General features: G+C 75.9%; 17 protein-coding genes. 10 read left to right on the forward strand and 7 right to left on the reverse strand.

Going from position 1 to position 23221, the window contains the following annotated elements:
• The coding region (locus AC2TEW_RS36065) for an AMP-binding protein (RefSeq protein WP_484627479.1) at positions 1–1556 on the reverse strand (1556 nt) is incomplete at its 3' end.
• A gap of 351 nt (positions 1557–1907) precedes the next feature.
• On the opposite strand from AC2TEW_RS36065, the gene AC2TEW_RS36070 reads away from it, so the two are divergent.
• A complete protein-coding gene (locus tag AC2TEW_RS36070; protein WP_484627480.1) occupies positions 1908–2990 on the forward strand; it encodes an alpha/beta hydrolase fold domain-containing protein in 1083 nt (360 codons plus the stop codon).
• Here the strand turns inward: AC2TEW_RS36070 and AC2TEW_RS36075 are convergent.
• On the reverse strand, positions 2954–3622 hold the full coding sequence (locus tag AC2TEW_RS36075; protein ID WP_484627481.1) for an O-methyltransferase: 669 nt from the start codon (positions 3620–3622) through the stop codon (positions 2954–2956). The two genes, AC2TEW_RS36070 and AC2TEW_RS36075, sit on opposite strands and share 37 nt — an antisense overlap.
• A gap of 91 nt (positions 3623–3713) precedes the next feature.
• Here AC2TEW_RS36075 and AC2TEW_RS36080 point away from each other — a divergent pair, with 91 nt between their 5' ends.
• Positions 3714–4655 (forward strand): winged helix-turn-helix transcriptional regulator, encoded by a 942-nt coding sequence (locus tag AC2TEW_RS36080; RefSeq protein WP_484627482.1) that lies wholly within the window; start codon positions 3714–3716, stop codon positions 4653–4655.
• Positions 4656–4739: 84 nt separating this feature from the next.
• Here the strand turns inward: AC2TEW_RS36080 and AC2TEW_RS36085 are convergent, their stop codons facing one another.
• Together AC2TEW_RS36085 and AC2TEW_RS36090 are read right to left on the reverse strand one after the other, a co-directional pair.
• The gene (locus AC2TEW_RS36085; RefSeq protein ID WP_484627483.1) at positions 4740–7706 is read right to left on the reverse strand and encodes a beta-ketoacyl synthase N-terminal-like domain-containing protein; all 2967 of its coding nucleotides are present in this window, start codon (positions 7704–7706) and stop codon (positions 4740–4742) included.
• Positions 7699–10869: a non-ribosomal peptide synthetase gene (locus AC2TEW_RS36090; RefSeq protein WP_484627484.1), complete on the reverse strand. Its 3171-nt coding sequence runs from the start codon at positions 10867–10869 to the stop codon at positions 7699–7701. Before AC2TEW_RS36090 ends, AC2TEW_RS36085 begins: the two co-directional genes overlap by 8 nt.
• Before the next feature lie 269 nt (positions 10870–11138).
• On the opposite strand from AC2TEW_RS36090, the gene AC2TEW_RS36095 reads away from it, so the two are divergent.
• From AC2TEW_RS36095 to AC2TEW_RS36130, 8 genes are all read left to right on the forward strand, one after another.
• Positions 11139–12248, forward strand: coding sequence for a molybdopterin-dependent oxidoreductase (locus AC2TEW_RS36095; protein ID WP_484627495.1), 1110 nt, complete (start codon positions 11139–11141; stop codon positions 12246–12248).
• Complete coding sequence (locus AC2TEW_RS36100) at positions 12248–12694, forward strand: hypothetical protein (RefSeq protein ID WP_484627485.1); 447 nt, start codon at positions 12248–12250, stop codon at positions 12692–12694. The genes AC2TEW_RS36095 and AC2TEW_RS36100 overlap by 1 nt, the downstream gene beginning before the upstream one ends.
• Before the next feature lie 313 nt (positions 12695–13007).
• Positions 13008–16469: a CHAT domain-containing protein gene (locus AC2TEW_RS36105; RefSeq protein WP_484627486.1), complete on the forward strand. Its 3462-nt coding sequence runs from the start codon at positions 13008–13010 to the stop codon at positions 16467–16469.
• A gap of 227 nt (positions 16470–16696) precedes the next feature.
• Positions 16697–17266: a hypothetical protein gene (locus AC2TEW_RS36110; RefSeq protein WP_484627487.1), complete on the forward strand. Its 570-nt coding sequence runs from the start codon at positions 16697–16699 to the stop codon at positions 17264–17266.
• A 14-nt stretch (positions 17267–17280) separates the two neighbouring features.
• Positions 17281–17757, forward strand: coding sequence for a hypothetical protein (locus AC2TEW_RS36115; protein ID WP_484627488.1), 477 nt, complete (start codon positions 17281–17283; stop codon positions 17755–17757).
• Positions 17757–18224, forward strand: a complete 468-nt coding sequence (locus AC2TEW_RS36120) for a hypothetical protein (RefSeq protein WP_484627489.1) — start codon at positions 17757–17759, stop codon at positions 18222–18224. Before AC2TEW_RS36115 ends, AC2TEW_RS36120 begins: the two co-directional genes overlap by 1 nt.
• Positions 18221–18538, forward strand: coding sequence for a hypothetical protein (locus tag AC2TEW_RS36125; RefSeq protein WP_484627490.1), 318 nt, complete (start codon positions 18221–18223; stop codon positions 18536–18538). Before AC2TEW_RS36120 ends, AC2TEW_RS36125 begins: the two co-directional genes overlap by 4 nt.
• A 9-nt stretch (positions 18539–18547) precedes the next feature.
• Positions 18548–19537 (forward strand): ATP-binding protein, encoded by a 990-nt coding sequence (locus tag AC2TEW_RS36130; protein ID WP_484627491.1) that lies wholly within the window; start codon positions 18548–18550, stop codon positions 19535–19537.
• Positions 19538–19564: 27 nt separating this feature from the next.
• Here AC2TEW_RS36130 and AC2TEW_RS36135 read toward each other — a convergent pair whose 3' ends face one another.
• The 3 genes from AC2TEW_RS36135 to AC2TEW_RS36145 are packed head-to-tail and all read right to left on the reverse strand — an operon-like array spanning position 19565 to position 23012.
• A complete protein-coding gene (locus AC2TEW_RS36135) occupies positions 19565–21298 on the reverse strand; it encodes a CATRA conflict system CASPASE/TPR repeat-associated protein (RefSeq protein WP_484627492.1) in 1734 nt (577 codons plus the stop codon).
• Positions 21295–21651 carry a CATRA system-associated protein gene (locus AC2TEW_RS36140; RefSeq protein WP_484627493.1) on the reverse strand — a complete coding sequence of 119 codons (357 nt, stop codon included), beginning with the start codon at positions 21649–21651 and terminating at the stop codon, positions 21295–21297. Before AC2TEW_RS36140 ends, AC2TEW_RS36135 begins: the two co-directional genes overlap by 4 nt.
• The gene (locus AC2TEW_RS36145) at positions 21648–23012 is read right to left on the reverse strand and encodes an AfsR/SARP family transcriptional regulator (protein ID WP_484627494.1); all 1365 of its coding nucleotides are present in this window, start codon (positions 23010–23012) and stop codon (positions 21648–21650) included. Before AC2TEW_RS36145 ends, AC2TEW_RS36140 begins: the two co-directional genes overlap by 4 nt.
• Positions 23013–23221 lie beyond the last annotated feature (209 nt).

Below are 23221 nucleotides of genomic sequence, written 5' to 3' on the forward strand. Positions count from 1 at the left end.
AGTTCGGTGACGAACTCGATGGCGCGGGGGTATTTGTAGGGGGCGATGGTCTGTTTGACGTGGTCCTGCAGTGCGGTGGCGGTGGCCGGGCCGGCGGCGGCGTCGGGGCGGAGTACGACGTAGGCCTTGGCGATGGTGCCGCGGCTCGGGTCGGGTGCGGCGACGACGGCGCAGTCGGCGACGTCGGGGTGGTTCATCAGGGTGTGTTCGACCTCGGGGCCGGCGATGTTGTAGCCGGCGGAGACGATCATGTCGTCGTTGCGGGCCTGGAACCAGTAGTAGCCGTCGGTGTCGCGGATGTAGGTGTCGCCGGTGATGTTCCAGCCGTTGCGGACGTAGCCGAGTTGGCGGTCGTCGGCGAGGTAGCGGCAGCCGGTCGGGCCTTTGACGGCGAGCAGGCCGGGTTGTCCGTCGGGGACGGGGTGGCCGTCCTGGTCCAGGACGGTGGCGCGGTAGCCGGGGACCGGGCGGCCGGTGGAGCCGGGGCGGATGTCGCCGTCGGCGGCGGAGATGAAGACGTGGAGCAGTTCGGTGGCGCCGATGCCGTCGATCAGGCGTAGTCCGGTGGCGTGGTGGAAGGCGTCCCAGACGGCGGCGGGCAGGGGTTCGCCGGCGGAGACGCAGCGGCGGACGGCGGCCAGGCGGTCGGCCAGGCCGGCGGCGAGGATGGCGCGGTAGGCGGTGGGTGCGGTGAACAGCACGCTGACGCCGTGTGCGGCGACCGCTTCGGCGAGCTGTTCGGGGGTGGCCCGCTCCAGCAGCAGGCTGGCGGCGCCGGCGCGCAGCGGGAAGACCAGCAGTCCGCCGAGGCCGAAGGTGAAGCCGAGTGGCGGGGTGCCGGTGAAGAGGTCGTCGGGGCCGGGGCGCAGGATGTGCCGGGAGAAGGTGTCGGCGTTGGCGAGGACGTCGCGGTGGAAGTGCAGGGTCGCCTTGGGGTGGCCGGTGGTGCCGGAGGTGAAGGCGATCAGGGCGACGTCGTCGGCGGCGGTGTCGACGGCGGTGAAACGCCCGCTCTTGGTGGCGCAGCGCGCGGTCAGGTCCTCGGGCCCGGACCCGCCGAACGGCACGACGACCAGATCCGCCATCGCGGCCTCCTCGGCGGGCCCGAGGAAGCGGTGGTCGCACAGCGCCACGGCCGGTTCGCCGATCCCGCACAGGGCATCGAGCTCGGCGGCCCTCAGCAGCGGCATCGTGGTCACCGCGACACCGCCGGCCTTCAGCACGCCGAGCCAACTGGCCACCAGCCAGGGGGCGTTGGGGCCGCGTAGCAGGACCCGGTTGCCCGGCACCAGCCCCAGGTCCTCGGTGAGCACCTGGGCGACCTGGTCGGAGCGGCGGCGCAGCTCGCCGTAGCTCCACTCCTCGGTGGGGGTGAGCAGGCAGCGGCGGTCCGGGCCCCACCGGTCGACGGCGCCGTCGATCAGGACCTGCGCGCAGTTCAGGCGCTGCGGGTACTGCAGCTCCGGCAGGTCGAGGAGCAGTTCCGGCCACTGCTCGGGCGGTGGGAGGCGGTCGCGGCAGAACGTGTCGACATGGGCGGAACGGGCGAGCTCCACGGGCGGCACCTCATTCGGTCGGCTGGGAGTGTGCCCAAGTATGGCGCTGCCGTGACGGCAGTCAAGGGTTCGGCATATCTCTCGCGGTCGGGCCGCCCCCGGACCTGCCGACACTCGAGGCGGAATCCAACGGGCCACGCACAGGGGGACGTTGGGGCGCGCTCGACACCGGGAGGTACGACACGGGCGCCGGGCGCGAAGTCCACGGAACGGGTCTGGTCGACAACGATTACACGTGTTACCGTGCTGACGCGCGGTGCGGGACCCACGCACCGACCGGACCCACGCCGCGTCGGCGCCCGCCTACCGCCTTCCCGCTTCCCGCCTCCCCCACCACCCCGAGGAGCCGCCATGTCCGAGCTGTCGCAGGAACCGGATTCCGGCTGGCCGCCGCCGCCGTTCCTCCCGCCCCCGCCGCCGCGCCGCGCGGACGACGGCGTCCTCAGCTACGAGGCGGTCACCTACGCCAGGACCTTCGGCTACCGGCCGCGCCTGCTCGACGTCCACGTCCCGCCGGCCGGTGCGCCCGTCGCGGCGGTCGTGTGGATCCACGGCGGCGGCTGGATGGACGGCGACCGGCGCTACCCGCCGCCGACCGTCCCCGTCGACCTGCTGTTCGGCTCGATCCTGGGGGCCGGTCTCGCGGTTGTCACCATCGACTACCGGCACAGCCTGGAGGCGCCGTTCCCGGCGCAGTTGCACGACGTCAAGGCCGCGATCCGCTACGTGCGGCGGTTCGCCGACCGGCTGGGGATCGACCCCGCGCGGATCGGTGTGTTCGGCGAGTCCGCGGGCGGCCACCTGGCCGCGATGGCCGCCCTCACGGGCATCGACCCTGACACCTCGCCCGCCCCCGGCAGCGTCGGCACGGACGGCCCGCTCGAGGGGGCCGAGGGCGTCGGCCAGGGCGACACCACGGTGCGGTGCGCCGTGGACTGGTACGGGGTGTCCGACATCGTCGCGGCCGCGTCGGCCGTCCCCGTGCTCGCCCTCGCGGGCGGTGCGGGGCCTGAGCTGCCCGGGGTGGGCGACCCGTACACCGCGCTGCTCGGCGCCTCCCCCACCGACCGGCCCGATCTGGCGGCGGCGGCCAGTCCGGTCGGTCAGGTGCCGTCCGCGGTACCGCCGTTCCTGCTGGTGCACGGCACCGCGGACCAGCTGGTGCCGTACAGCCAGAGCGAACGGCTGGCCGAGCACCTGGCCGGGCACGGCGGCGCCGTCGAGCTGGTGCCGGTGGACGGCGCCGACCACATCTTCCTCGGCTCCGACGAGATCCCCGCCATCGTCGCGCGGAGCGTGGACTTCCTCGCCCGCCACTCCCTCCCCGGGGCGGTCCGTCACGAGCGCCCAGGGGTCGGTCCGCCACGAACCCCCAGGCCGTCACGAGCGCCCAGGGGTCAGTCCGTCACGAGCGCCATGACGAAGCCGTCGTAGCCCTTGGAGCCGACCGTCTGGACGGCGGTCGCGGTCAGCCGGGGGTGCCGGGCGATGAGTTCGGTGAAGCGGCGGACGCCCTGCACCCGGGGGTCCGGGCTGGCCGGGTCGGTGACGGCGCCGTCGCGGACCACATTGTCGCCGATGATGACGCTGCCGGGCCGGGTCAGCCTGAGCGCCCAGTCCAGGTAGTCGGGGTTCGAGGGCTTGTCGGCATCGATGAAGACCAGGTCGAACGGTGCGCCGTCGTCACCGGTCAGCTGCGGCAGGGTGTCGAGTGCCGCCCCGAGCCGGATGTCGACGACGTCCGCGAGGCCGGCCCGGGCGATGTTGGCGCGGGCCACGGCCGCGCACTCCTCGTCGGCCTCCAGGCTGATCAGCCGCCCGCCGGCCGGCAGGGCGCGGGCGAGCCAGATGGTGCTGTAGCCGCCGAGGGTGCCGATCTCCAGGATGGTGCGGGCGCCGCGGACGCGGGCCAGCAGGTTGAGCAGCTTGCCCTGGTTGGGGGCGACCTGGTGCGGCGGGAGACCGGCGTCCTCGCTGTCGCCGACGGCGGCCAGCAGCGCGTCGTCCTCCTCGACCAGCAGACCGTTGAAGTACTCGTCGACGTCGTGCCAGGTACGCTGCGACACAGTGGGTTCCCTTTCGATACTCACTAGGTTTCGATCAGGAACCTACTATGGGTGGCCGGTGACCCGTCCACCCGACCCCCCGGAGCGAGAGATGACCGCACGACGCGAGGCCGACGACTGCGGCATCGCGCAGGCCGCGGCGGTGGTGGGCGACTGGTGGACGCTGCTCGTCCTGCGCGAGGTGGCCCGCGGACACCACCGCTTCGACCGGCTCGCGGACGAGCTCGGCGTGTCCCGCAAGGTCCTCGCCGAGCGGCTGCGCAGCCTGACCGAGAACGGGGTGCTGGAGCGGCGCCGCTACCAGGACCGCCCGCCACGCTACGAGTACCTGCTCACCGAGCAGGGTCGCGGGCTGCTCCCGGTGCTGGTCTCGATGCAGGACTGGGCCGACCGCTGGCTCCTCGGCGACGGCACGCTGACCGGGGGCGCGCCGGAGCAGGGCGCGGAGGCCCGCCGGGTCCGCGCCCTGGTGGGCGAGCCGCTGCCCGACGGGCTGATCCTCCCAGGGACCGACGGCCTCGGGCACGATCCGGTGGCCGCCGGTGCTCGCGCCACCGTGCTGTTCGCCTACCCGGCGACCGGTGTCCCCGGCGTCCCAGGCGTCCCGGCGGCGGTGGCGCCCGCCACCCCGATCCCGGGGAGCGCGGGCTGCACCCTGGAGAACCGCCAGTTCCGGGCCGCCTGGCCGCGGTTCGAGGCCGCGGGCATCGCCGTCCGCGGCGTCAGCACCCAGACGCCCCTGGAACAGGCCGCCTTCGCCGCGGCCGAAGCGCTGCCCTTCCCCCTGCTGTCCGACGCGGAACTGCACCTCACGGCCGCCCTGCGCCTGCCGGCCTTCCGGGCCGGCCAGGACCTGCGCATCAAGCGCCTGGTCCTGGTGGTCGGCCCCGACCGCGTGGTGCGGCACACGCTCTTCCCGGTGACGGACATCCCGGCCGCCGTCGCCACCTCGCTCGAACTCGCCCGGTCGGTCGCGCAGTCGGCCGCGCAGTCCGCCGCGCAGTCGGCCGCCCCGACCGGCGGCGCGGGCTGACCCGGCGCGTCCGCGGCAGGCAGGCGGGCGGGCAGGCCGGGGCGCCCCGCCCGCCGAACGGGACGCCCCCTCGTCATCCGCTGGTCAGGGCCGGTCGTGGTCCGCGAGGACGGAGTCCAGCGCCGCGGCCAACTGCTTCAGGTGGCCGGGGTCGGCGAACATGGTGAAGTGGTCGCCCGGCACGGTCACCACCCGCAGCTCGCCGTCGAGGTGGTGCTGCCACCGGGACCCGGGTTCGGTACGGATCCGCAGGGCCTCCAGGAGGTCGCGGTTCTCCTGGTCCCGGGCGTGCAGCAGGACCAGGTCGGCGCGCAGGCGCTGGTCGGGGTAGTGGCCCTTGAGGGCGTCGTGGTTGTGCTTCCAGGTGCGGAAGAAGCTGCGGTACTCGGCCGCGGTGGCGTCGGTCCAGTGCGGCATCCGGGCCAGTTCGAGGAGTTCCTCCAGGTCCGCGGGCGGGTGGTCGAGGGCGGCGGGGTCGAGGTCGTGGGCGAAGGCCTGGCGGAGCATCAGCGGGAACGCGGCGGCGAACTCCTTCTCGGTGATCGTCGGGCCGACGTACGCCTCCGGCGGGTGGCTGTCGAACATCACCAGCAGCTCCACCTGCTCGCCCTGCGCCTGGAGCTGCAGGGCGAGTTCGAAGGCGACGTTGCCGCCGAAGGAGTAGCCGCCCAACCGGTACGGGCCGTGCGGCTGGGCCGCGCGGACCGCCGTCAGGTAGGCCGCGGCCAGCGCCCGCAGGGTGGCCGGCCGGTCGGCGGGGAAGGTCAGGGCGGCGAGCGGTACGGCGGCCTGCCCGCCCGCCGCGGCGAGCTGGAAGTAGCAGAAGTTGGTGCCCCCGGCCGGCGGCAGCAGGAAGAGCGTCCGCCCGTCGCCGTCGCGCACCGGGGTGAGGCCGGCCGGCGACGGGGTGCCGCCCGGGGCACCGCCCGGCCGCCCGTCGCCCGCCCGGCCGCCGTCCAGCCGCTCGCCACCCGCCCGGTCAGTGCTCAGCCGCTCGGCGATCCGCCGCGGGGTGCGCAGAGCCGCGAAGGTGTCGAGGTCCAGGTCGGCGCCGAAGGCGTCGCGCAGTGCCGTGACGATGTCGACGGCGGTGAGCGAGTCGCCGCCCAGGTCGTAGTAGTCGTCGTCGGGGCCGACCGGGGTGGTCCGCAGATGCCGTTCGAAGAGCTCGGCCACGGCGGTGGCGGTCGGCCGGGCCCCGGGGGTGGGCGCGGGTGTGCCCGGGATGCTCGCCGGGCCCCGGGTGCCCGCCGGGCCCCGGGTGCCCGCCAGGCCCTGGGTGCCCGCCGGGTCCGGAGTGTGCGGCGCGGGGTCGATCCAGTGCCGGGTGGGGCGCAGCGGGTACGGCGGCAGGGAGACCTTCCCGGCCTTGTCCAGGCCCCAGTCGGCCGGGTCCAGGTCCGCGCCCTCGAGCCAGGTCCGGACGGCCCGGTCGGCGCCGCCGGGCGGGTCGGCGGGCCCGGCCGCGCGGGTGGGCCCAGTCGGATCGGTGGGCCCGGGGGGCGTGCCGTCGAGCAGGGCCCGGAGGCCGGCGGTGACTTCGGCGGCGGTCGAGGCGGCGAAGGCGTACCGGTGGGGCAGCGGGTCGCGCCCGGTCAGCAGGGTCCTGGCGAGTTCGGCGACAGGGACGGGAACGGGCCCCTCCCCCAGGTGGGCGAGCAGGCCGTGGGCGGTGGCGCGCAGGGCCTCGGGGTCGCGGGCGGAGAGGACGACGGGGTAGCGGCCTTCCGGGGCCGGGTCGCGGGGCGGCGGTGCGGACAGGACGACGTGGGCGTTGGTGCCGCCCAGGCCGAAGGAGGAGACCGCGGCGGCGGTCAGCGGCTCCGCGCAGCGGGTGGCCTCGGTGACGACCCGGTACGGCAGCCGGTCGAGCCGCAGCAGCGGGTTGGGCCGCTCGAAGTTGATCTGCGGCGGGATGGTCTGGTGGCGCAGCACCAGGGCGGCCTTCACCAGGCCGACCACGCCGGCGGCGGCGTCCAGGTGGCCGAGGTTGGCCTTGACGCTGCCGATGGCGCAGCCGGGTGCCGGGCCGCCCGCCTCGGTGTGGGCGGCGGCGAGGGCGCGCAGTTCGATCGGGTCGCCGAGGGAGGTGCCGGTGCCGTGGGTCTCGACGTAGCCGATCCGGTCGGCGGGGATGCCGGAGTCGGCCAGCGCGGCGCGGATCGCGCCCTGCTGGCCGGCCGGGCCCGGTGCGGTGAAGCCGATCTTGTCGGAGCCGTCGTTGGTGACGGCGGTGCCGCGGATCACGGCGTACACCTGGTCGCCGTCGGCCAGCGCGTCGTCCAGGCGGCGCAGGGCCACCACCGCGCAGCCGTTGCCCTTGACGGTGCCGGAGGAGCGGGCGTCGAAGACCCGGCAGTGCCCGTCCCGGGACATGATGCTGCCCTCCTGGTACCCGTAGCCGCCGGTCTGCGGCAGTGTCACGCTGACCCCGCCGGCCAGCGCCAGGTCGCTCTCGCCGCGGCGCAGCGAGCCGCAGGCCAGGTGGACGGCGGCCAGGGAGCCGGAGCAGGCGCTCTGCACGGCCATGCTGGGGCCGGTCAGGCCGAGGCGGTAGGAGACCCGGGTGGTGAGGAAGTCCTTGTCGTTGCCGATCAGGACGGGGTAGCTCAGTGCGGCGTCGGCGAACTCGGGGCTGCGCAGCACGTTCTCGAGCAGGTAGGTGCTGAGCGTGGTGCTGCCGAAGACGCCGGTGCGGCCGGTGAGCCGGGACGGCGGGTGCCCGGCGTCCTGGAGGGCCTCCCAGGCGCAGGTGAGGAACAGGCGGTGCTGGGGGTCGGTCAGCATGGCGTCGCGGGGTGTCAGGCCGAAGAACTCCGCGTCGAACAGGTCGGCGTCGGCGAGGTCGGCACCGTACGGGAGGTGGGTGGGCGCGGCGGCCTGCCCGTCCGGGACGCCCGCCGCGCGCAATTCCTCGGCGCCGAACTCCCTGACCTGTTCGGCGCCTTCGAGCAGGTGGGCCCAGAACCGCGGGACGTCGGCGGCGCCCGGGAAGCGGCCCGCCATGCCCACGATCGCGATCGGGGTGCTCTCGTCCGTCCGTTCAGCCACGGGAGACGGCCTCCCCACCGATGACACCAACGACACCGATGGCACCGGTATCGGCGGCGATGGCGGCGGGCGCCGGTACCCCGAGTGCGTCCAGGTGGGCCGCGAGCCGGCGCACCGTGGTGTGCGCGAACAGGTCGATGATCTCCAACTCCTTGGTGTCGACCCGCTCCTGGAGCCGCTGGAAGACCTCGATCACGTGGGTGGACGAGCCGCCGAGGTCGAACAGGTTGTCGTCGGGCCCGATGACCGCGCCCGGCAGCGCCTCCTGCCAGACCGAGCGCACCAGCTCACCGGTGCCGAGGCAGGGTCCGGCGGCGTCGGTCCGCGGCGCCGCCGCCGTCGGCCAGGGCAGGGCGCGGTCGTCGACCTTGCCGTTGACGGTCAGCGGCAGCGCGGCCAGCCGGACCAGCCGGGCCGGGACCATGTACGCGGGCAGCAGGCCGCGCAGCGCGGCCCGCACCTGGGCGTCGTCGCCGATCGGGCAGCCGGCCAGGAAGGCCACCAACTCCGGTTCCCCCGAGGGTGACTCGGCCATCCGGACGACGCACTCGCGGACCCCGTCCACCGCCAGCAGCGCGGACTCGATCTCGCCGAGCTCGATCCGGTAGCCGCGCAGCTGCACCTGCCGGTCGATCCGGCCGAGGTATACCAGCGTGCCGTCCGGCCGGACCACGCCGAGGTCGCCCGAGCGGTACCGGCGCTCACCCGGGTGCTCGCCGGGCAGGAAGCGCTGTGCGGTGAGCTCGGGCCGCCCGAGGTAGCCGAGCGACACACCGGCCCCGCCGACCAGCAGTTCGCCGGGGACGCCGACCGGGCAGGGGTGCAGGTCGCGGTCGACCACGCTCACCGTCAGGTCGGCCAGCGGGCGGCCGATCACCGACTCCCGGGTCCGCCGGGCGTCCTCGGGCCGCAGCGGGTGGTAGGTGCTGTGCACGGTGGTCTCGGTGATGCCGTACATGTTGGCGAGCTGCGCCCGTTCGCCCATCACCTCGTACCAGGGGCGCAGCGCCGCGAACGACAGCGCCTCGCCGGCGAAGACCACGTGCCGTACGGCGAGCGTGTCGCGGTGCTCGGGCGTCAGCACCTTGAGGAGCTGGCGGAAGGCGGACGGGGTCTGGTTGAGCACGGTGACGCCGGTGGCGGCCAGTAGCGCCAGCAGGCGGTCCGGCGACTTGGCGGTCAGCTCCGGGACCACGACCAGCCGTCCGCCGTGCAGCAGCGCCCCGAACAGCTCCCACACCGAGACGTCGAAGGCGTAGGAGTGGAACAGGCACCAGGTGTCGTCCGGGCCGAAGCCGAAGTGCCGTTCGGCGGACCGGAACAGCCGCATCACGTTGGCGTGCGTCACCTGCACGCCCTTGGGGCGCCCGGTGGAGCCGGAGGTGAAGATGACGTACGCGGGGTCCTCACGGCGGTCGCCGCCCGCCGGGTCGTGATCGCCGCCCGCCGGGTCGTGGTCGGCGCCCGGCGCCAGCAGCGCGGCGCTGTCCAGCCGGGCCGGCGCGGTGTCCGGCCACCGGTCCTGGTCGGCGACCAGCGGCAGCCCGTCGGGGAAGTCGGCGACGATGTGCGCGATCCGGGCGGCGGGCGAGGCCGGGTCGAGCGGCACGTAGGTGCGGCCCGCCTTGACCACGCCGAGCAGCACGGCGACCAGGTCGAGTCCGCGCCGCATCGCCACCGCGACATACCGGCCGGGGACCTGCTCGGCGATCCGGTGGGCCACCCGGTTGGCGCGGGCGTTGAGTTCGGCGTAGGTCAGCGACTCGTCGCCGTCCTGGACGGCGGTGCGGCCGGGGTGCGCGGCGGCGGTCCGCTCGAACCAGGCGGCCAGCGACGGCGGCAGCTCGAACTCCTCGGGCTCGCCGATCAGCCGCGCGATCCGGCGTTCCTGCTCGGGGGCCATCGCGGGCAGCGCCCGCAGTTCGGTCTCCGGGTCCTCGGCCACCAGGGTGAGCAGGTGCCGCAGCATGCCCTCGGGGTCGGCGTCGCGCCGGTTGTCGCCGAACTCCAGGTTGACCGCGAACCGGCCGCCGAAGTCCTCCACCGTCATCCCGAACGGGTACTTGACCTGCTGCCTGGGCACCAGCAGCGGCTCCACCGCGCAGCCGGGGACGCGCAGTTCGATGGGCTGGCGGTAGTAGGTGAAGGCGTTGTCGAGGGTCAGCAGGGTGCTCTGCATGTCCGGCGCCACCGTGCGCAGGTTGGCGGCCAGGTCGAAGCTCTGGTGCCGCAGCAGGCCGACCGAGGCGCCGTGCACCGCGCCGACCAGGTCCGCGAAGGTCCGGTGCGCGGTGAGATCGGCAACCAGCGGAAGGGTGTTGACGAAGTAGCCGAACGCCTGGCGCTGACGCAGGCCGCGCCGGTTGCCGAGCGGGACCCCGGCCACCAGCTCCCGGTCGCCGGTGAGCCGGGAGAGCACCACCAGGTGCGCGGCGAGGAAGAACGCGAACGGGCTGGTGCCCTGCTCGGCCAGCCGGGCGCGGATCCGCGCGGACAGCTCGTCGTCGAGCTCCACCCGCCGGTGCGTGCCGGTCAGGACGCCGCCGGTGCGCGGCTGCGCGAGCCGGTCGTTGGTCAGTGAGGAGCGCCCGCCGAGCTGGCGTCCGAAGAACTCCAGCGCCGCCGAGTCGGCCGGCCGCTCGTCCACCAGGTCCGCCGGGTGGACGGCCGCCAGGCCCGGCAGCGCGCCGGACGGGTCGCGGTAGAGTCGCTCCACCGCGTCGACGAAGTTGTAGAAGGTGTAGGCGTCGGCGACCAGGTGCGAGAACAGCAGCGACACGTACACCCCGTCGGCCGCCCGGTGGACGGCGAAGTCCAGCTGCGGCCGGGCCTGCGGTGCGATCGGCGTGTCGGCGAGGCGGGCCAGCCGGTCCACCACGTGCGCCCGGCCCGGCCCCGGCAGGTCGATCACCGGCACGCGGAACTCCCGGGACGGGTCCTCGACGCTGGCCGGCGCGCCGTCCCGGTCCTCGAACGCGACGCCGAACGCGCCCACCTCGCGGCCGAGCCGCTCCAGCACCGAACGCAGCCGCTCGACGTCGACCTCGCCCTCCAGCCGGTGGCAGACGGGCAGGTTGAAGGAGGCGTCGCCCGGGAAGAGGCGGTGGTGGGTGAGCAGCCGCAGCTGCGCCGGCGTGATCGGGCGGATGGTCCCCGCGGTCATGAGTCCCCCATGGATGACGACGAATCGGGTACGACAGGTCGGTGGACGACCTGCCGCCCGGCAGTTCAACCGGAGCCGCTGGGGCATCGCTGGAGTGCCAGCTCGCGGCCGGTGCGGCGGGCCCGGCCCGGGGCGGACGTACGACTTCCGTAAGCAGGCCGCACCCCCGATTCCCGCCCCGGCCGGGGTGAGATGGGGGCGTGGACGAAGACACCCCCGACCCCCGCCGCCGACCGGACGACCTGCCGCTGCCGACCCCTCCCGACGCGCTGCGGCGCGGCCCGCTGCGCGAGGGCACGTTCAGCTCCCGGCTGCACGATCCGCGCACCGCCGTGGTGCTCGGCCGCTGGCTCGGTGCGGCCCTGCTCACCTGCTTCCTGACCGGACTGTTCAGCCACCTGGTGCAGGACCCGCCGGCCTGGCTGGCCGGCCGGCTGCCCAGCCGGCCCGCCCACGGCTACCAGGTCACCCAGGGGCTGCACGTGATCAGCGGCATCGCCGCGATCCCGCTGCTCGGCGCCAAGCTCTGGACCGTGTACCCGAAGCTGTTCGAGTGGCCGCCGGTGCGCAGCGTGCTGCACGCGCTGGAGCGGCTCGGGATCGCGGTCCTGGTCGGCGCGATGCTGCTGGAGCTGTTCACCGGCCTGTTCAACACCCTGCAGTGGTACCCGTGGCCGTTCCCGTTCCGCCAGACCCACTTCTGGCTCGGCTGGCTCGCCACCGGCGGCCTGCTGCTGCACATCGCGGCCAAAGCCCCGCTGATCGCAGCGCACTGGCGCCGGCCGCGCCCCGGCCTGGCCCAGCGCCGGGCGTTCCTGACCGCGGTCGGCGCCTCGGTGGCCGCCGTCACGGTCACCACCGCCGGGCAGAGCGTGCCCTGGCTGCGCGCCCTCGACCTGCTCGCGCCACGCCGGCCCGGCCTCGGCCCGCAGGGCCTGCCGGTCAACCGTACCGCCGTCCAGGCCGGTACCGCCGCGGCGCCCGCGGACTGGCGGCTGCGGGTCGACGGCCCGCAGCCGTACGAGCTGACGATGGACCAGCTGCTCGCCATGCCCCAGCACGAGGCCGACCTGCCGATCGCCTGCGTCGAGGGCTGGAGCGCCTCGGCCCGCTGGTCGGGCGTCCGGGTGGCCGACCTGCTGGCCCGGGCCGGTGCCCCGGCCTCCGCCCGGCTGCGCGTCACCTCGCTGGAGGCCGACGGGCCATACCGGGTGATGGACATGCCGGCCACCTACGCCCGCGACCCGCTGACCCTGCTCGCGCTGCGCGTGAACGGCGAGGTCCTCGCCCCCGACCACGGCTACCCGGCGCGCATCATCGCGCCCAACCGGCCCGGCGTCCTGCAGACCAAGTGGGTCGCCCGGATGGAGGCGCTCTGATGGCCCGCACACCCCGTCCACCGCGCCCGCCGCGACTGCCGCAACTCCTGCGGCTGCTGACCGCCGCGGGCGGCCTGGCCCTGACCGCCTACGGGCTGTACGGACTGCTGAACGACCACTACATCACCGCACCGCTCGACATCGTGGAGTGGGCGGTCGGCGGGCTGATCCTGCACGACGGCCTGTGGGTGCCGGTGGTCTGCGCGGTCGGCGCGCTGCGGGTCCGCGGCCCGGTCCTGCGGGGCTGGCTGATCGTCGCCGCCACCCTGACCGCCGTCGGCCTGCCCGCCGCCCTGCGCGCGGGCACGGACAGCGGCAACCCCACCCTGCTGCCGCTGCCCTACCTGCGCAACCTCCTCCTGGTGCTGGCGGCCACCGCCGCCCTCGCGGCGCTGTGGGCGGGCGCGGCGGCCCTGCTGCGCAGACGGCGGACCGGGCACCGGTAGCGGACGGGAGGGGCGGGCGCTGTCCGGTGCCCGCAGCACCGGCCCGGGTGGGCCGCCCTCCTCCGCGCAGCGCCCGTCGAACTCGGCATCCCGAAGCACGAGTTGCCCGTCCGGGCGCGCTGTCCCGCTGCCGGGCCGCCACGATGTCCAAGGGCGCGGCCGGCAGGGGCGGTTCGGGAACAGATGCGGTGACGGGCCCGAACCGGCCCCCGGGCCCGCTCCTCCCGCCACCACCGCGACATCCATCGAACTCGACTTCCCGAAAGGCGAGTTGACCGTCCGATCGACCCGTCCCGCTGCCATACTCGACGCCATGCCGCCCCAGACACCCGAGGACGCGGCCGCCGGCGCCGTCGGCGGGCGGGCCGACGAGGTCCGCGAGCACCACCCGCGGAGCCGGGAGTGGCGGCGGCGGTTGGACGGCGGGACCGGCGGCGGGACCGCGCCGGCCCGGGCGGTCGGGGCGGCGGGCGCCGCGCCGGCGGCCGCGGGCGAGGACGGGGCGACGCGTTGGGCCCTGAGCGCCGAGCTGGCCTCGCGGTTGCAGGACCGGTGGCGGCTGACCGGTGAGGTCGCGGCGCTGGCCGAGGCGGTGGACCTGGGACGCCGGGTGGTGGACGGCCCGCCGGTGGCCGGGCCCGAGGTCCTGGCCGCGATGGCGGTCGAGGCGGGCCGCAACCTCTGCGGCGCCCTGCTCGAGCTGTTCGAGCACACCACGGACCCGGCGCTGCTGGAGGAGGCCGTGCGGCGCGGCCGACAGGTCGTACGGCGGGTGGCGGCGGCCGATCCGGTGCTGCCCGGGTGCCTGTCCAACCTCGCCTCCGCGCTGTTCCGGCTGCACCAGTACACCGGGTCACCATCGGCCCTGGCGGAGGCGGTCGAGCTGGCCCGCCGCGCCGCCGGGGCGGCGCCGCCGGGCTCGGCCGACCGGCAGCGCTTCCAGCACAACCTGGCCTCCCTGCTGCGCGGGCGGTACGCCGTCAGCGGGGACACCGCCGCCCTGGACGAGGCCTGTCTGCTCAGCCGGGCCGCCGCCGACGGCGGGCTGCCCGTGCACCTGGCCGGCGCGGCCGCCACCCACCTCGGCCGCTACCCGGTCACCGGTGACCCCGCCGACGTCCGGGCGGCGCTGGCCTGGTGCGAGCGGGCCCTGGCGGCGGCACCGCCCGGCGACCCCCGGCGGGCGGCATACCTCAACCTCACCGGCGCGGCCCTGCAGCACCTCGCCCAGCACGACCGCAATCCCGAGTGGGCCCGGCAGGCCGTCCGGGCGGCCCGGGACGCGGTCGCGGCGACACCCCGCACCGGCCACGACCGGCCCGGCCACCTGCGCAACCTCGCCGGACACCTGGCCCTGCTCGCCCGGCTGACCGGGGACAGCGCGCCGCTGGCGGAGTCGGTGCCGGTCATCGAGGAGGCGATCGGCGCCCTGCCACCGACCCACCCCGCCCGGGTGGACTGCTGGAGCGCACTCAACGACACCCTGCTCGGCCTGTTCGACCGGACCGGGGACGAGACCCTGCTGCACGCCGCGGAACAGGCGGCCCGCGCGGCCCTGGCCGAGTCACCGGCCCCCGCCGGGCCGAGGCCCGCCCTGTGGAACAGCCTCACCGTCACCCTGCGGGCCCGGCACTCGGTGCACCGGGACGCGGCCTCCGCCGAGGAGGCGGTGACCGCCGCGCGCGAGGCCGTCCGCACGGCGGGGCGCGACCCCCGGCTCCCGGTCTACCTCGACTCGCTCAGCGCCGCGCTGGGCGAACTCGACACCCACCGCGGTGGCGATCCGGCGGTGCGCCGCGAGCAGGCCGAGGTCGCCCGCCGGGCCTTCGACGCGACGCCCGCCGACCATCCGCAGCGGGCGCTGCGCCTGGGCATGCTGGGCTGGATCCTGGTCAGGCTGGCCGCCACCCCCGGCGGCGGGCCGGCCACGGCGGAGGCGGTGGCCTGCGGCCGCGCCGCGCTGCACGCCCTGCCACCGGGCACCTCCGCCCACGCCTCGGCCGCGCTGACCTGCGCGAGCGCGCTGGTGCTCGCGCACGGCGCGGCCCGCTCCGGCCGGCCCCCGGACGGCGCACCCGAGACCGCCCCCCACGACGCCCCCGGCCCGGCGCCCGAGGACACCGGCGCGCTCGCCGAGGCCGTGCGACTGCTGGAGAGCGGGCTGGCCGAGCAGAGCGCGCCCCCGCACGACCGGCTGGGCTGCGCACGCTCGTTGGCGCAACTGCACCTGAGCACCGGCCGGCCCGGGCAGGCCCTGCGGGCGGCGGAGCGGGCGGTCGCACTGCTGCCGTCGGCCGCCCCCAGGGTGCTGGCCCGCGGCGGGCGCGAACGCACCCTGGAGGTCCACGCGGACCTGTCGGCCGAGGTGGTGGCGGCCGCGGTCGGCGCGGGCCGGCCCGACCGGGCCGTGGAACTGCTCGAACAGGCGCGTGGTGTGCTGCTCACCGAGGCCATCGACGCCCGGGGCGACCTGGCGGCGCTGCGCCCGGACCTGGCGGCCGAGTTCGCCCGGCTGCGGGACCTGCTCGCCGAACCGGACGCACCGGATCAGCCCGCACCGCCCGGCCCCGCCTCGCACGGCGCCGGGCCGCAGCACCCCGGGCCCGCCGGGATCGCCTCGGCCCGGCGGGTGGTGACGGCCGCCGGGCGGCGCCGTGAGCTGGCCGACCGGTGGGAGGCGCTGCTGGCCGAGATCCGCCGGGTCCCGGGGCTGTCCGGGTTCCACCGCCCGCCCGAACTGGCCGAGCTGCTCGCCGGGTTGGGGGACGGGCCGGTCGTGGTGGTGAGCGCGGGCCCCGACGGCGGCCACGCGCTGCTGCTCGACCGGGACGGGGTACGGCCGGTGCCGCTGCCCGGACTGCGGACCGCCGACGTGCTCGCCCACGCCGTCCGCCTCGGTGGTGAACCCGCGCAGGAGGATCTGCTGGACGTCCTCGGCCGGCTGTGGGACACGGTCGGCGAACCGGTCCTGGCGGCGCTGGACCCGGCGCCGGGATCCCGGCTGTGGTGGTGCCCGACCGGACCGCTCGCGGCGCTGCCGCTGCATGCCGCGGGCCGCCACCTCGAGGGCACCGGCCGCAGCGTGCCGGACCGGGTGGTGTCCTCCTACACGCCGACGGTCCGGCTGCTGGCGCACGCCCGCGCCCGCCGGCGGCGGGCCGCCGGCCCGGCGGGCGACGCCGGTGGAGCGGTCGTCGTCGCGGTCGGGGACCGGACCGGGCTGCCGGTGCTGCCGCGGGTCCTCGGGGAGGCGGCGGACATCGCCGCCCTGCTGCCCGGCGCCCGGCTGCTGCTCGGGGAGGGGGCGACCCGGGCGGCGGTGCTCGCGGCCCTGCCGGGCAGCGGGGTCGCCCACTTCGCCTGCCACGCGGTCAACGACCGGGTGTCGCCGATGTCCAGCGGCATCGTGCTGGCCGGGCCGGACCCGGCGCTCAGCCTGGCGGCGATCTCCCGGCTCGATCTCGGCCGGGCCCACCTGGCCTACCTGTCGGCCTGCGAGACGGCCGACACCCGGCTCGGGCTGGCCGACGAGGCGGTGCACCTGGCGGCCGGATTCCAACTCGCCGGGTACCCGCAGGTGATCGGCACCCTCTGGAGCGTCAGCGACCGGATCGCCGCCCGGATCGCCCGCGAGGTCTACGCGGCGTCGGTGGCCGGCGGGCGCCTGGTCCCGGACCGGGTGCCGTACGCACTCCACGACGCGGTCCTGCGGGTGCGGGAACGGTTCCCGGCGGCCCCTTCGCTCTGGGCCGCCCACCAGCACCACGGCGCCTGACCGCCCGGAGGCACCCGCCGCCCCGGGCCCAGGGGCTGTCCGGCGGACCCTACGCGGCGCTCGACGTCCCCCGGCCCCCGGCCGGGAGGTGCCACCGGCCGTCCCGTCCGGCACCCGTCCGACCCGATCCGCCGGACCGGCCCCGAGCGCCCCCGGGCCGGTCCGAAGCAGTCCGGAAGCGGCCCGGGGATCGTCGGGGAAGCGGCCCTGCGGCCACCGTGAGGGGCATGACGGATTCCCCCCTGAAGCCCCTCCTGGACGCCGCCAAGGCCCAGTTGGCGCAGACCCGTACCCGGACCAGGCGGCACGGACCCGAGGCCGGCGCCGCCCTCGACTACGGCCTCGAGCTGCTCGCCCGGGTGCTCGACGGCGTGCAGAGCGATCTGGAGGGCGGCGAGCTGGTCGAGGTCGCGGTCGTCTACGACACCCTCGCGGTGGAGACCGCCCGGCTGTTGGAGCTCAGCGTCCCGGAGGCGTTCCGGGCGCTGGTGGAGCTCTGCGACGACAGCCGGGCGCGCCGCCTGGTCGAGGGCCGGCCGCCGCCCTCCCCCGCCGCCGTCGAACTGACCCGCAGCCGGCTGCTGTGGCTCACCGTGACCTACGAGTCGCCGGTCGACGGGCCCTGCCGGCGCGTCACCGAGATCGTCCACACCTCACCCGCGGGCGGGCTCCGCTCCTGCACCGTCTCGCACGTCCTGGCCTGGGAGAACCTGCCCGAACGCGCCCGCCGACGGCTGCTCACCGGCTCCGACCGGGCCGTCCGCTTCCAGCTCTACCCGGCGTCCGAGGGACGCTGACGAAAGGAGTCGCCATGCTTCCGCTGATGTTCGTGCTCGTGGGCTCGGTCGGCGCCGCGCTCGCCGCGGTGGCCGTCTACCTCTGGCCCGCCCTGATGGCCTGGACCCGGGAGCACCTGCTGCCGTGGGTCGACCGGGTGATGCCCGCGCTGGCCAACGACGTCCGGATGGCCTTCCAGACCCTGGACCGGATCTCGGTGGAGCTGCGCCGCGCCGTCCGCAGCGCCTGGCGGCGGCTGCGGCGGGTGCTGCTGAGCGAGGTCGCCACCTTCGTCCAGGTGTACAGCGACGAGTGGTCGGTCCGGATCGCCTCGTACCTGCGCAACGTGGAGGACGGCGAGAAGCCGGTGGTGAAGGTCGTCACCGAGCAGCCGCTGACCTACGACGACCTGCCGGCCGAGATCCGCGCCAAGGTGCTCGCCGGCGGGCTGGACAACGCCGCCATCGACATCGTCGAGGTCCGCGACCGGCTGCTGAGCGAGGTCAACTGATGGACCGGGAACCGGAGACCGCCGAGAGAGGACACGAGGACATGACGGTGTGGCTGTGGGTGGCGCTCCTGCTGGCGGGCGGCGGCGCCTGGTGGTGGCTGCGGCAGCGCCGTACTGGGCGGCCCGGCGCGGACGAGATCGGGCAGGTCGTCCTGCTGGTCCACGGACGGGACTGGGCCCGGCGGTTCGGCGTGGGCACCGAACGGCTGTGGGCGGTGCTGTTCGACGGCGCCGACCCGATGCTGCTGGACCGGATCGACGTCGAGATCGGCCCGGTGGACCTGCGCTTCCACTGCGCCGGCTCGCGCGGTTCCGCGGTCGGCGTCAGCGCCGAGTACGACGGCGACGGCGGCCGCGCCCGGGGGACGACCACGCTGCCCTGGGACGACGTGCCGCAGCCGGTCCGCGCCGAGCTGCTGCGCGGTACCGGCGGCGCCGTCCTGCGCACCTGGCGGGCCGCGCCGTGATCCACCTGGTGCTCGGACTCGCCGCGATGCTGCTGGGGGCCGCCGCCGCGGTCACCTTCTGGGGCGCCGTCAAGGACGCCGTCGGCCGCTTCCTGCGGGAGCGCGGCCTGGACCGCAGCGCGCTGATGAGCGCCCTGATCGTCCTCGACCGGATCGCGGTGGGTGTCCGGCGCACCGTCCGGATCGCCACCGCCGAGGGCCCGCACACCGTGCTCGACCAGCCACTGCGCCTCGACGAGATCGACGACCCGCGGATCCGGGCGCTGGCCGAGCAGCACGCCCACGTCGAGATCGACATCCTCCACGACCTCTAGGAGCACACCATGGACGACTGGACCGAGATCCCGGCCGGACCCCGCCCGGCGCCGCAGCCCGGGACCGACCCCGGGCGGGCCGCCGGCCGGCGGGCACCCGCCGAACCGGAGCGGGAGAGCCCGGCCTTCGCCCCCCGCAAGCCCCGCCGCACGATGGACGACCTGGTGGTCCCGGAGGCGGTGCACCGGCGGATCGAGCTGGCACTGCGCCAGCTCGAGCACCACGACACCCTCTACCGGGAGTGGAACCTGCGCCGGATCGACCCGGACCGCGCCGGTACCGCCCTCAACTTCTACGGCGCGCCCGGCACCGGCAAGTCACTGGCCGCCGAGGCCATCGCCCACCGGCTGGGGATGCCGCTGATCGACGTGAGCTACGCCGAGATCGAGTCCAAGTACGTGGGCGAGACCCCCAAGAACATCGTGGCCTGCTTCCGGGAGGCCCAGCGGCACCACGCGGTGCTGGTGTTCAACGAGGCGGACTCGATCCTGGGCAGCCGGCTCAGCAGCGTCACGCAGAGCTCCGACCACAGCGTGAACGTCTCGCGTGCGGTGATGCTCTCCCAACTCGACGACTTCCGGGGGATGGTGGTCTTCACCACCAACTTCCCCCGGAACTACGACGCGGCGTTCGTCCGCCGGATCCTGGCGCACGTGCGGTTCGACCTGCCGGACGGGCCGACCCGGCGGCGGCTGTGGGAGACGCTGGTGCCCGAGGAGGTGCCGCGGGCCCAGCCGCTGGACCTGGATGCGCTGGCGGCGGCATCGGAGGGGCTGGCCGGCGGCGATCTGGTCAACGTGGTGAAGGCCGGGGCCGCCCGGGCGGTCGGCCGTACCGGGGCGGACCGGGTGCTGCGCACCGACGACCTGGTGGCGGAGATCGCCGCGGTCCGGCAGGCCGGGTCGGAGGTCGGCAAGCCGTCGTCGCCTGGCGGCCCGCGGGTGGTGTCGGTGGAGCAGGTGGACGCCGTTCCCGGATCGGCGGCGCCCGACGCCTGACGCCCGACGCCTCGGCGCCGTCCCCGGTCACCGGCCGGGAACGGCGTCCGGCGCGCCGGGGGCGGCCGGCGGCGGCTCGCGGCGGTGGGCGTCCAGCGCGGCGAAGTCGCCCGCGGTGAGCCAGTCCTGGCCGGTGGTGTCGACCGGGCAGCCGGCCAGCCGCAGCCGGTTGGCGATCTTCGCCCGGAAGTCCGGGCTCCCCGTGATCCGGACGAAGTTGCGGCCGCCCAGGTCGGTGACCGGGCGCTGGTCGCCGATCAGCAGGATCACCGTGCGGCCGGGGTGGACGGCGAGCGCCATGCCCAGTTCGAGCAGCACGTTGGGCCGGGGCTGCAGGGCGTGCCGGGTCTCGGCGGCGCCCTCGTCCGGCGCCGCCAGCTCCGGGTGGAGCCGGACCACGTCCTCCGGGGTCATCAGCACCACCACCGCCTGGACCAGCGGCAGCGCCCGTGCGACGGTCTCGCCGAGGTACGGCGCGGCCTGGCCGGTCAGTGCGACCAGGTCCTCCCACTCCAGGGGCCGCAGGTCCAGTGCGCGCAGCAGGGCGAAGACCGCCCGGCGGGCGGGTTCGTCGCGGCCGTGCACCACGAACACCTGCCGGGCCCGCTCGGCGGCGTCCGGCGGGCGCGCCGGGGCGGGTCCGCCCGGTGCCGGCTCGGCGGCAGGCACGGGGATCCGCCCGGCGGTGTGCTCGGCGACGTGCTCCGCGCGGTCGGTCGCCACCGTCAGGTAGGCGAGTTCGTCGTCCAGCCGCTCGGTGAGGGAGCGGGCCAGGTCGGCGTCATCGGCGAACGGGCCGCCGGGGAGCAGCAGGCCCGTGAGGTCGAACGCCCGGGAGAGGTTGTCGGCGGCGATCTCCACGGTCCGCCGCAGTTCGCGCAGGTCGCCGAGGAGCAGCAGCGCGTCCAGCCGCCCGAGCCGCAGCAGTTCGGCCCGGGCCGCCGCGCCCGCTCCCAGCCGGCGCAGCTCGGCGCCCAGCCGGTCGAGGGCGGAGCGTACGTCGCGGGTGCGGCCGTCGCGCTGCCACACCCGCAGCTGGTACCGCAGCTTGGCCGCGTGCAGCAGGTAGCGGGCCAGCGGCGGGATCGCGGTGTCCCCGCGCGACCAGACCCAGGCGCTGGCCGCCGGATCGGCGTCGGGCGCGACGGCGAGCAGGAACCGGCGCAGGGCCCGCCCGTCCGGCCCCGGGTCCGGCTCCCACAGGGCGATCCCCTCCCCCACCGGCAGCCCGGGAACGGCTGCTCGGCGAACGCCGTCGCCGGCGGCGGGCAGCAGGGCGTCGAGGCGGACGTGGAGCGAGGGCGCCGCGGTGCGGATCTCGCTCCCGGCGCCGTCGACCCGGGCCAGGTGCAGCCGGGCCTCGCCGAGCAGCAGCGGTCCGTGGCGGGCGGCCAGTGCCTGCCAGTGGTCCTCCAGGGACCCGTCCCGGCCCGGGTCGCGGCCGGGTGGGCCGGCGGGCACGGGCGCGGTGAGCACCACCGAGAGGTTCAGCAGGTCGTGGTGGCGCCGCAGGATCGCCTGGCAGTCGGCGCCGGGCCGTTCCTGGGCCGCCACGGCCGGCTCGCCGTCGGGCGGGAGGCCGTCCGCGGAGAGCGGCAGGTGGTCCGGCAGGCCGGTGCCCGGTATCGGCGCGGTCATCCCGAAGGTCAGCCGGCAGCCGCGCCAGAGCTCCTCGATCGCGCGGTAGGCCGCGGCCGCGTGCGGGCCGTCGGTGGGCGCGTACAGGTGGGCCACGAACTGCCGGTCCAGGATCTTGCTCACGCCCTGTCCCCGTCCCCGCCGGCGGGCGTTCCGGCGTCCTCGTGCCGCGTCCCGCCGGGGTGCGGGTCCGGGCCGCCCAGCAGGTGGACCAGGTGGTTCAGCCGCTCGCGTACCGGGGGCGGTGGCGGGAGTTCGGGGGTGGCGCCGATCCGGGTGATCCGGACCGGGCCGGCCAGTTCGAGCTGGACCACCGCCTGGTCCAGGCCGGCCGCGTCGCCGCCGCGGACGGCGGCCTCGGCGGTCGCCAGGGCCCGGGCCACCAGCTCCCAGCGTGCCGGGGCGAGCGCCCAGTGCGGTACGTCCGCGAGGAGGTCGAGCAGGTCGGCCCGCAGGCCCTCGGGGGTGTCCGTCATGCCGGCCCGCGCCCGTGGTCGTCCAGCGCCTCGACGAAGCGGGCGACGTCCAGCATCCGGATCTGCTCGAGTTCGGCGGGCTGGACGATGATCCGCAGTTCGGGTGCCACGATGGAGGTCCGGCAGGCCCGGACGAAACTGTCGATGATCATCATCACGATCTCCTCCCTGGTGAGTTGGTGGATGCGGGCGAGTCCCGAGCCGACCAGCGGGACGGCGACCGGTCTGTGCAGGCCGTGTCCGGTGATGGCGGCCCACAGCCGGTCCAGGCTGTGGCGCAGTTGGGCGGGGTCGGAACGGGCCACCAGGTCGTTGCCCTGTCGGCTGTAGGCCACCGCGAAGGCCCGTTTGCCGGGCAGCGGAAGCGTGAGCGGGACGACGGTGCCGACGGGGTACCGCGTCCGCTTGCCCCGGGGTTTGTCCCGCACGCTCTCCCGGCCGACCGGGGCCACCGGCCGCAGTGCGCGGCGCAGTTCGCGGTCCAGTTCCTTGCGGTCGCCGCCGAAGACCCGTTCCAGCAGCTGGCCCTGGACGCTGGCGCCGCTGATCACCACGTCCTGGTCGACCGCGGTGTCGAAGGTGTCGGTGAAGCCGGCCACCAGGTTGGCGTCGTCCTGCTCGAACAGGTCGCCGCGCTTGACCACCACCGCGACCCGCAGCGCCGCGAACTCCCGCCGCAGGACCTCGTCCCCGTGTCCGGCCCGGATCCGCTCCCGGAGGTCGAGCAGCACCCCGAGGGCGGCCGGGTCGTCGGGGTGGTCGGCGGCCAGTGCCTCGGCGAGCGGCAGCGCCAGCTCCGGGTGCCCCAACTCGGTGTGCAGGCGTATGAGTTCGCGGCGCGCCGTCTCGTACCGGCCGGTCAGCCGGCGGACCAGGTGACCGGCGAACCCGGCCCCGGCCAGTTCGGGCAGCGGGCCGCCCCGCCACAGCAGCAGCGCCCGGGTCAGCAGGGCGGCGGCCGTGGCGGGCGCGGCCCGGACCGCCCGGACCACCAGTTCCTCGAACTCGGCGCAGTCGAGTTGCTCCCGCCCCAGCACCAGCCGGTACGCGGACACCGTGTCACGGCCGTCCGCGACCTGCTCGGTGCGGACCACGGAGGCCTGCTCGGGGTGGGTAGCGCTGTCCATCGCCCGCCGCAGCTCGTGCACGCGCTGCTGGACCTGGGTGCGGTGGGCCCGGCCGATCCGGCCGCCCGGGGGTGCGCCCCACACGTCGAGGTACAGCCGGCCGGCCGGCACGCTGCCGCCGTCCTCCGCGACCAGCCGCAGCAGCAGCCGCAGGGTGAGCGGCGGCAGCGCGGCCGCGGCGCCGTCACGGGTGAGCGCCGCGGGCCCCAGCACGTCCAGACGCAGGTGTGCCACGCGGGTCTCCGCTTCGGTCGTCCCCGGCGCGACCGGGAAGGGACGGTGGCAGCGAGTGTAGCCAAAACCAAGCGAATTGACGCACCATCAGATCCACCCCGCACCGCTCTTACCTGCACATGTCACGGCCGGCCCGGGAGCGCCGGCGGGCGGACGCGGCGGCGGCCGGACGCGACAGAGGCGCGGGGACCGCGGTGCGGTGGGTCCGG

Source organism: Kitasatospora sp. NEAU-CNBT7, from assembly GCF_057220535.1.

Coding starts and splice junctions, on each gene's coding strand:
- AC2TEW_RS36070 (WP_484627480.1), top strand. CDS start 1,908: ATGTCCGAGCTGTCGCAGGAACCGGATTCCGGCTGGCCGCCGCCGCCG.
- AC2TEW_RS36080 (WP_484627482.1), top strand. CDS start 3,714: ATGACCGCACGACGCGAGGCCGACGACTGCGGCATCGCGCAGGCCGCG.
- AC2TEW_RS36090 (WP_484627484.1), bottom strand. CDS start 10,869: ATGACCGCGGGGACCATCCGCCCGATCACGCCGGCGCAGCTGCGGCTG.
- AC2TEW_RS36100 (WP_484627485.1), top strand. CDS start 12,248: ATGGCCCGCACACCCCGTCCACCGCGCCCGCCGCGACTGCCGCAACTC.
- AC2TEW_RS36105 (WP_484627486.1), top strand. CDS start 13,008: ATGCCGCCCCAGACACCCGAGGACGCGGCCGCCGGCGCCGTCGGCGGG.
- AC2TEW_RS36110 (WP_484627487.1), top strand. CDS start 16,697: ATGACGGATTCCCCCCTGAAGCCCCTCCTGGACGCCGCCAAGGCCCAG.
- AC2TEW_RS36115 (WP_484627488.1), top strand. CDS start 17,281: ATGCTTCCGCTGATGTTCGTGCTCGTGGGCTCGGTCGGCGCCGCGCTC.
- AC2TEW_RS36120 (WP_484627489.1), top strand. CDS start 17,757: ATGGACCGGGAACCGGAGACCGCCGAGAGAGGACACGAGGACATGACG.
- AC2TEW_RS36130 (WP_484627491.1), top strand. CDS start 18,548: ATGGACGACTGGACCGAGATCCCGGCCGGACCCCGCCCGGCGCCGCAG.
- AC2TEW_RS36140 (WP_484627493.1), bottom strand. CDS start 21,651: ATGACGGACACCCCCGAGGGCCTGCGGGCCGACCTGCTCGACCTCCTC.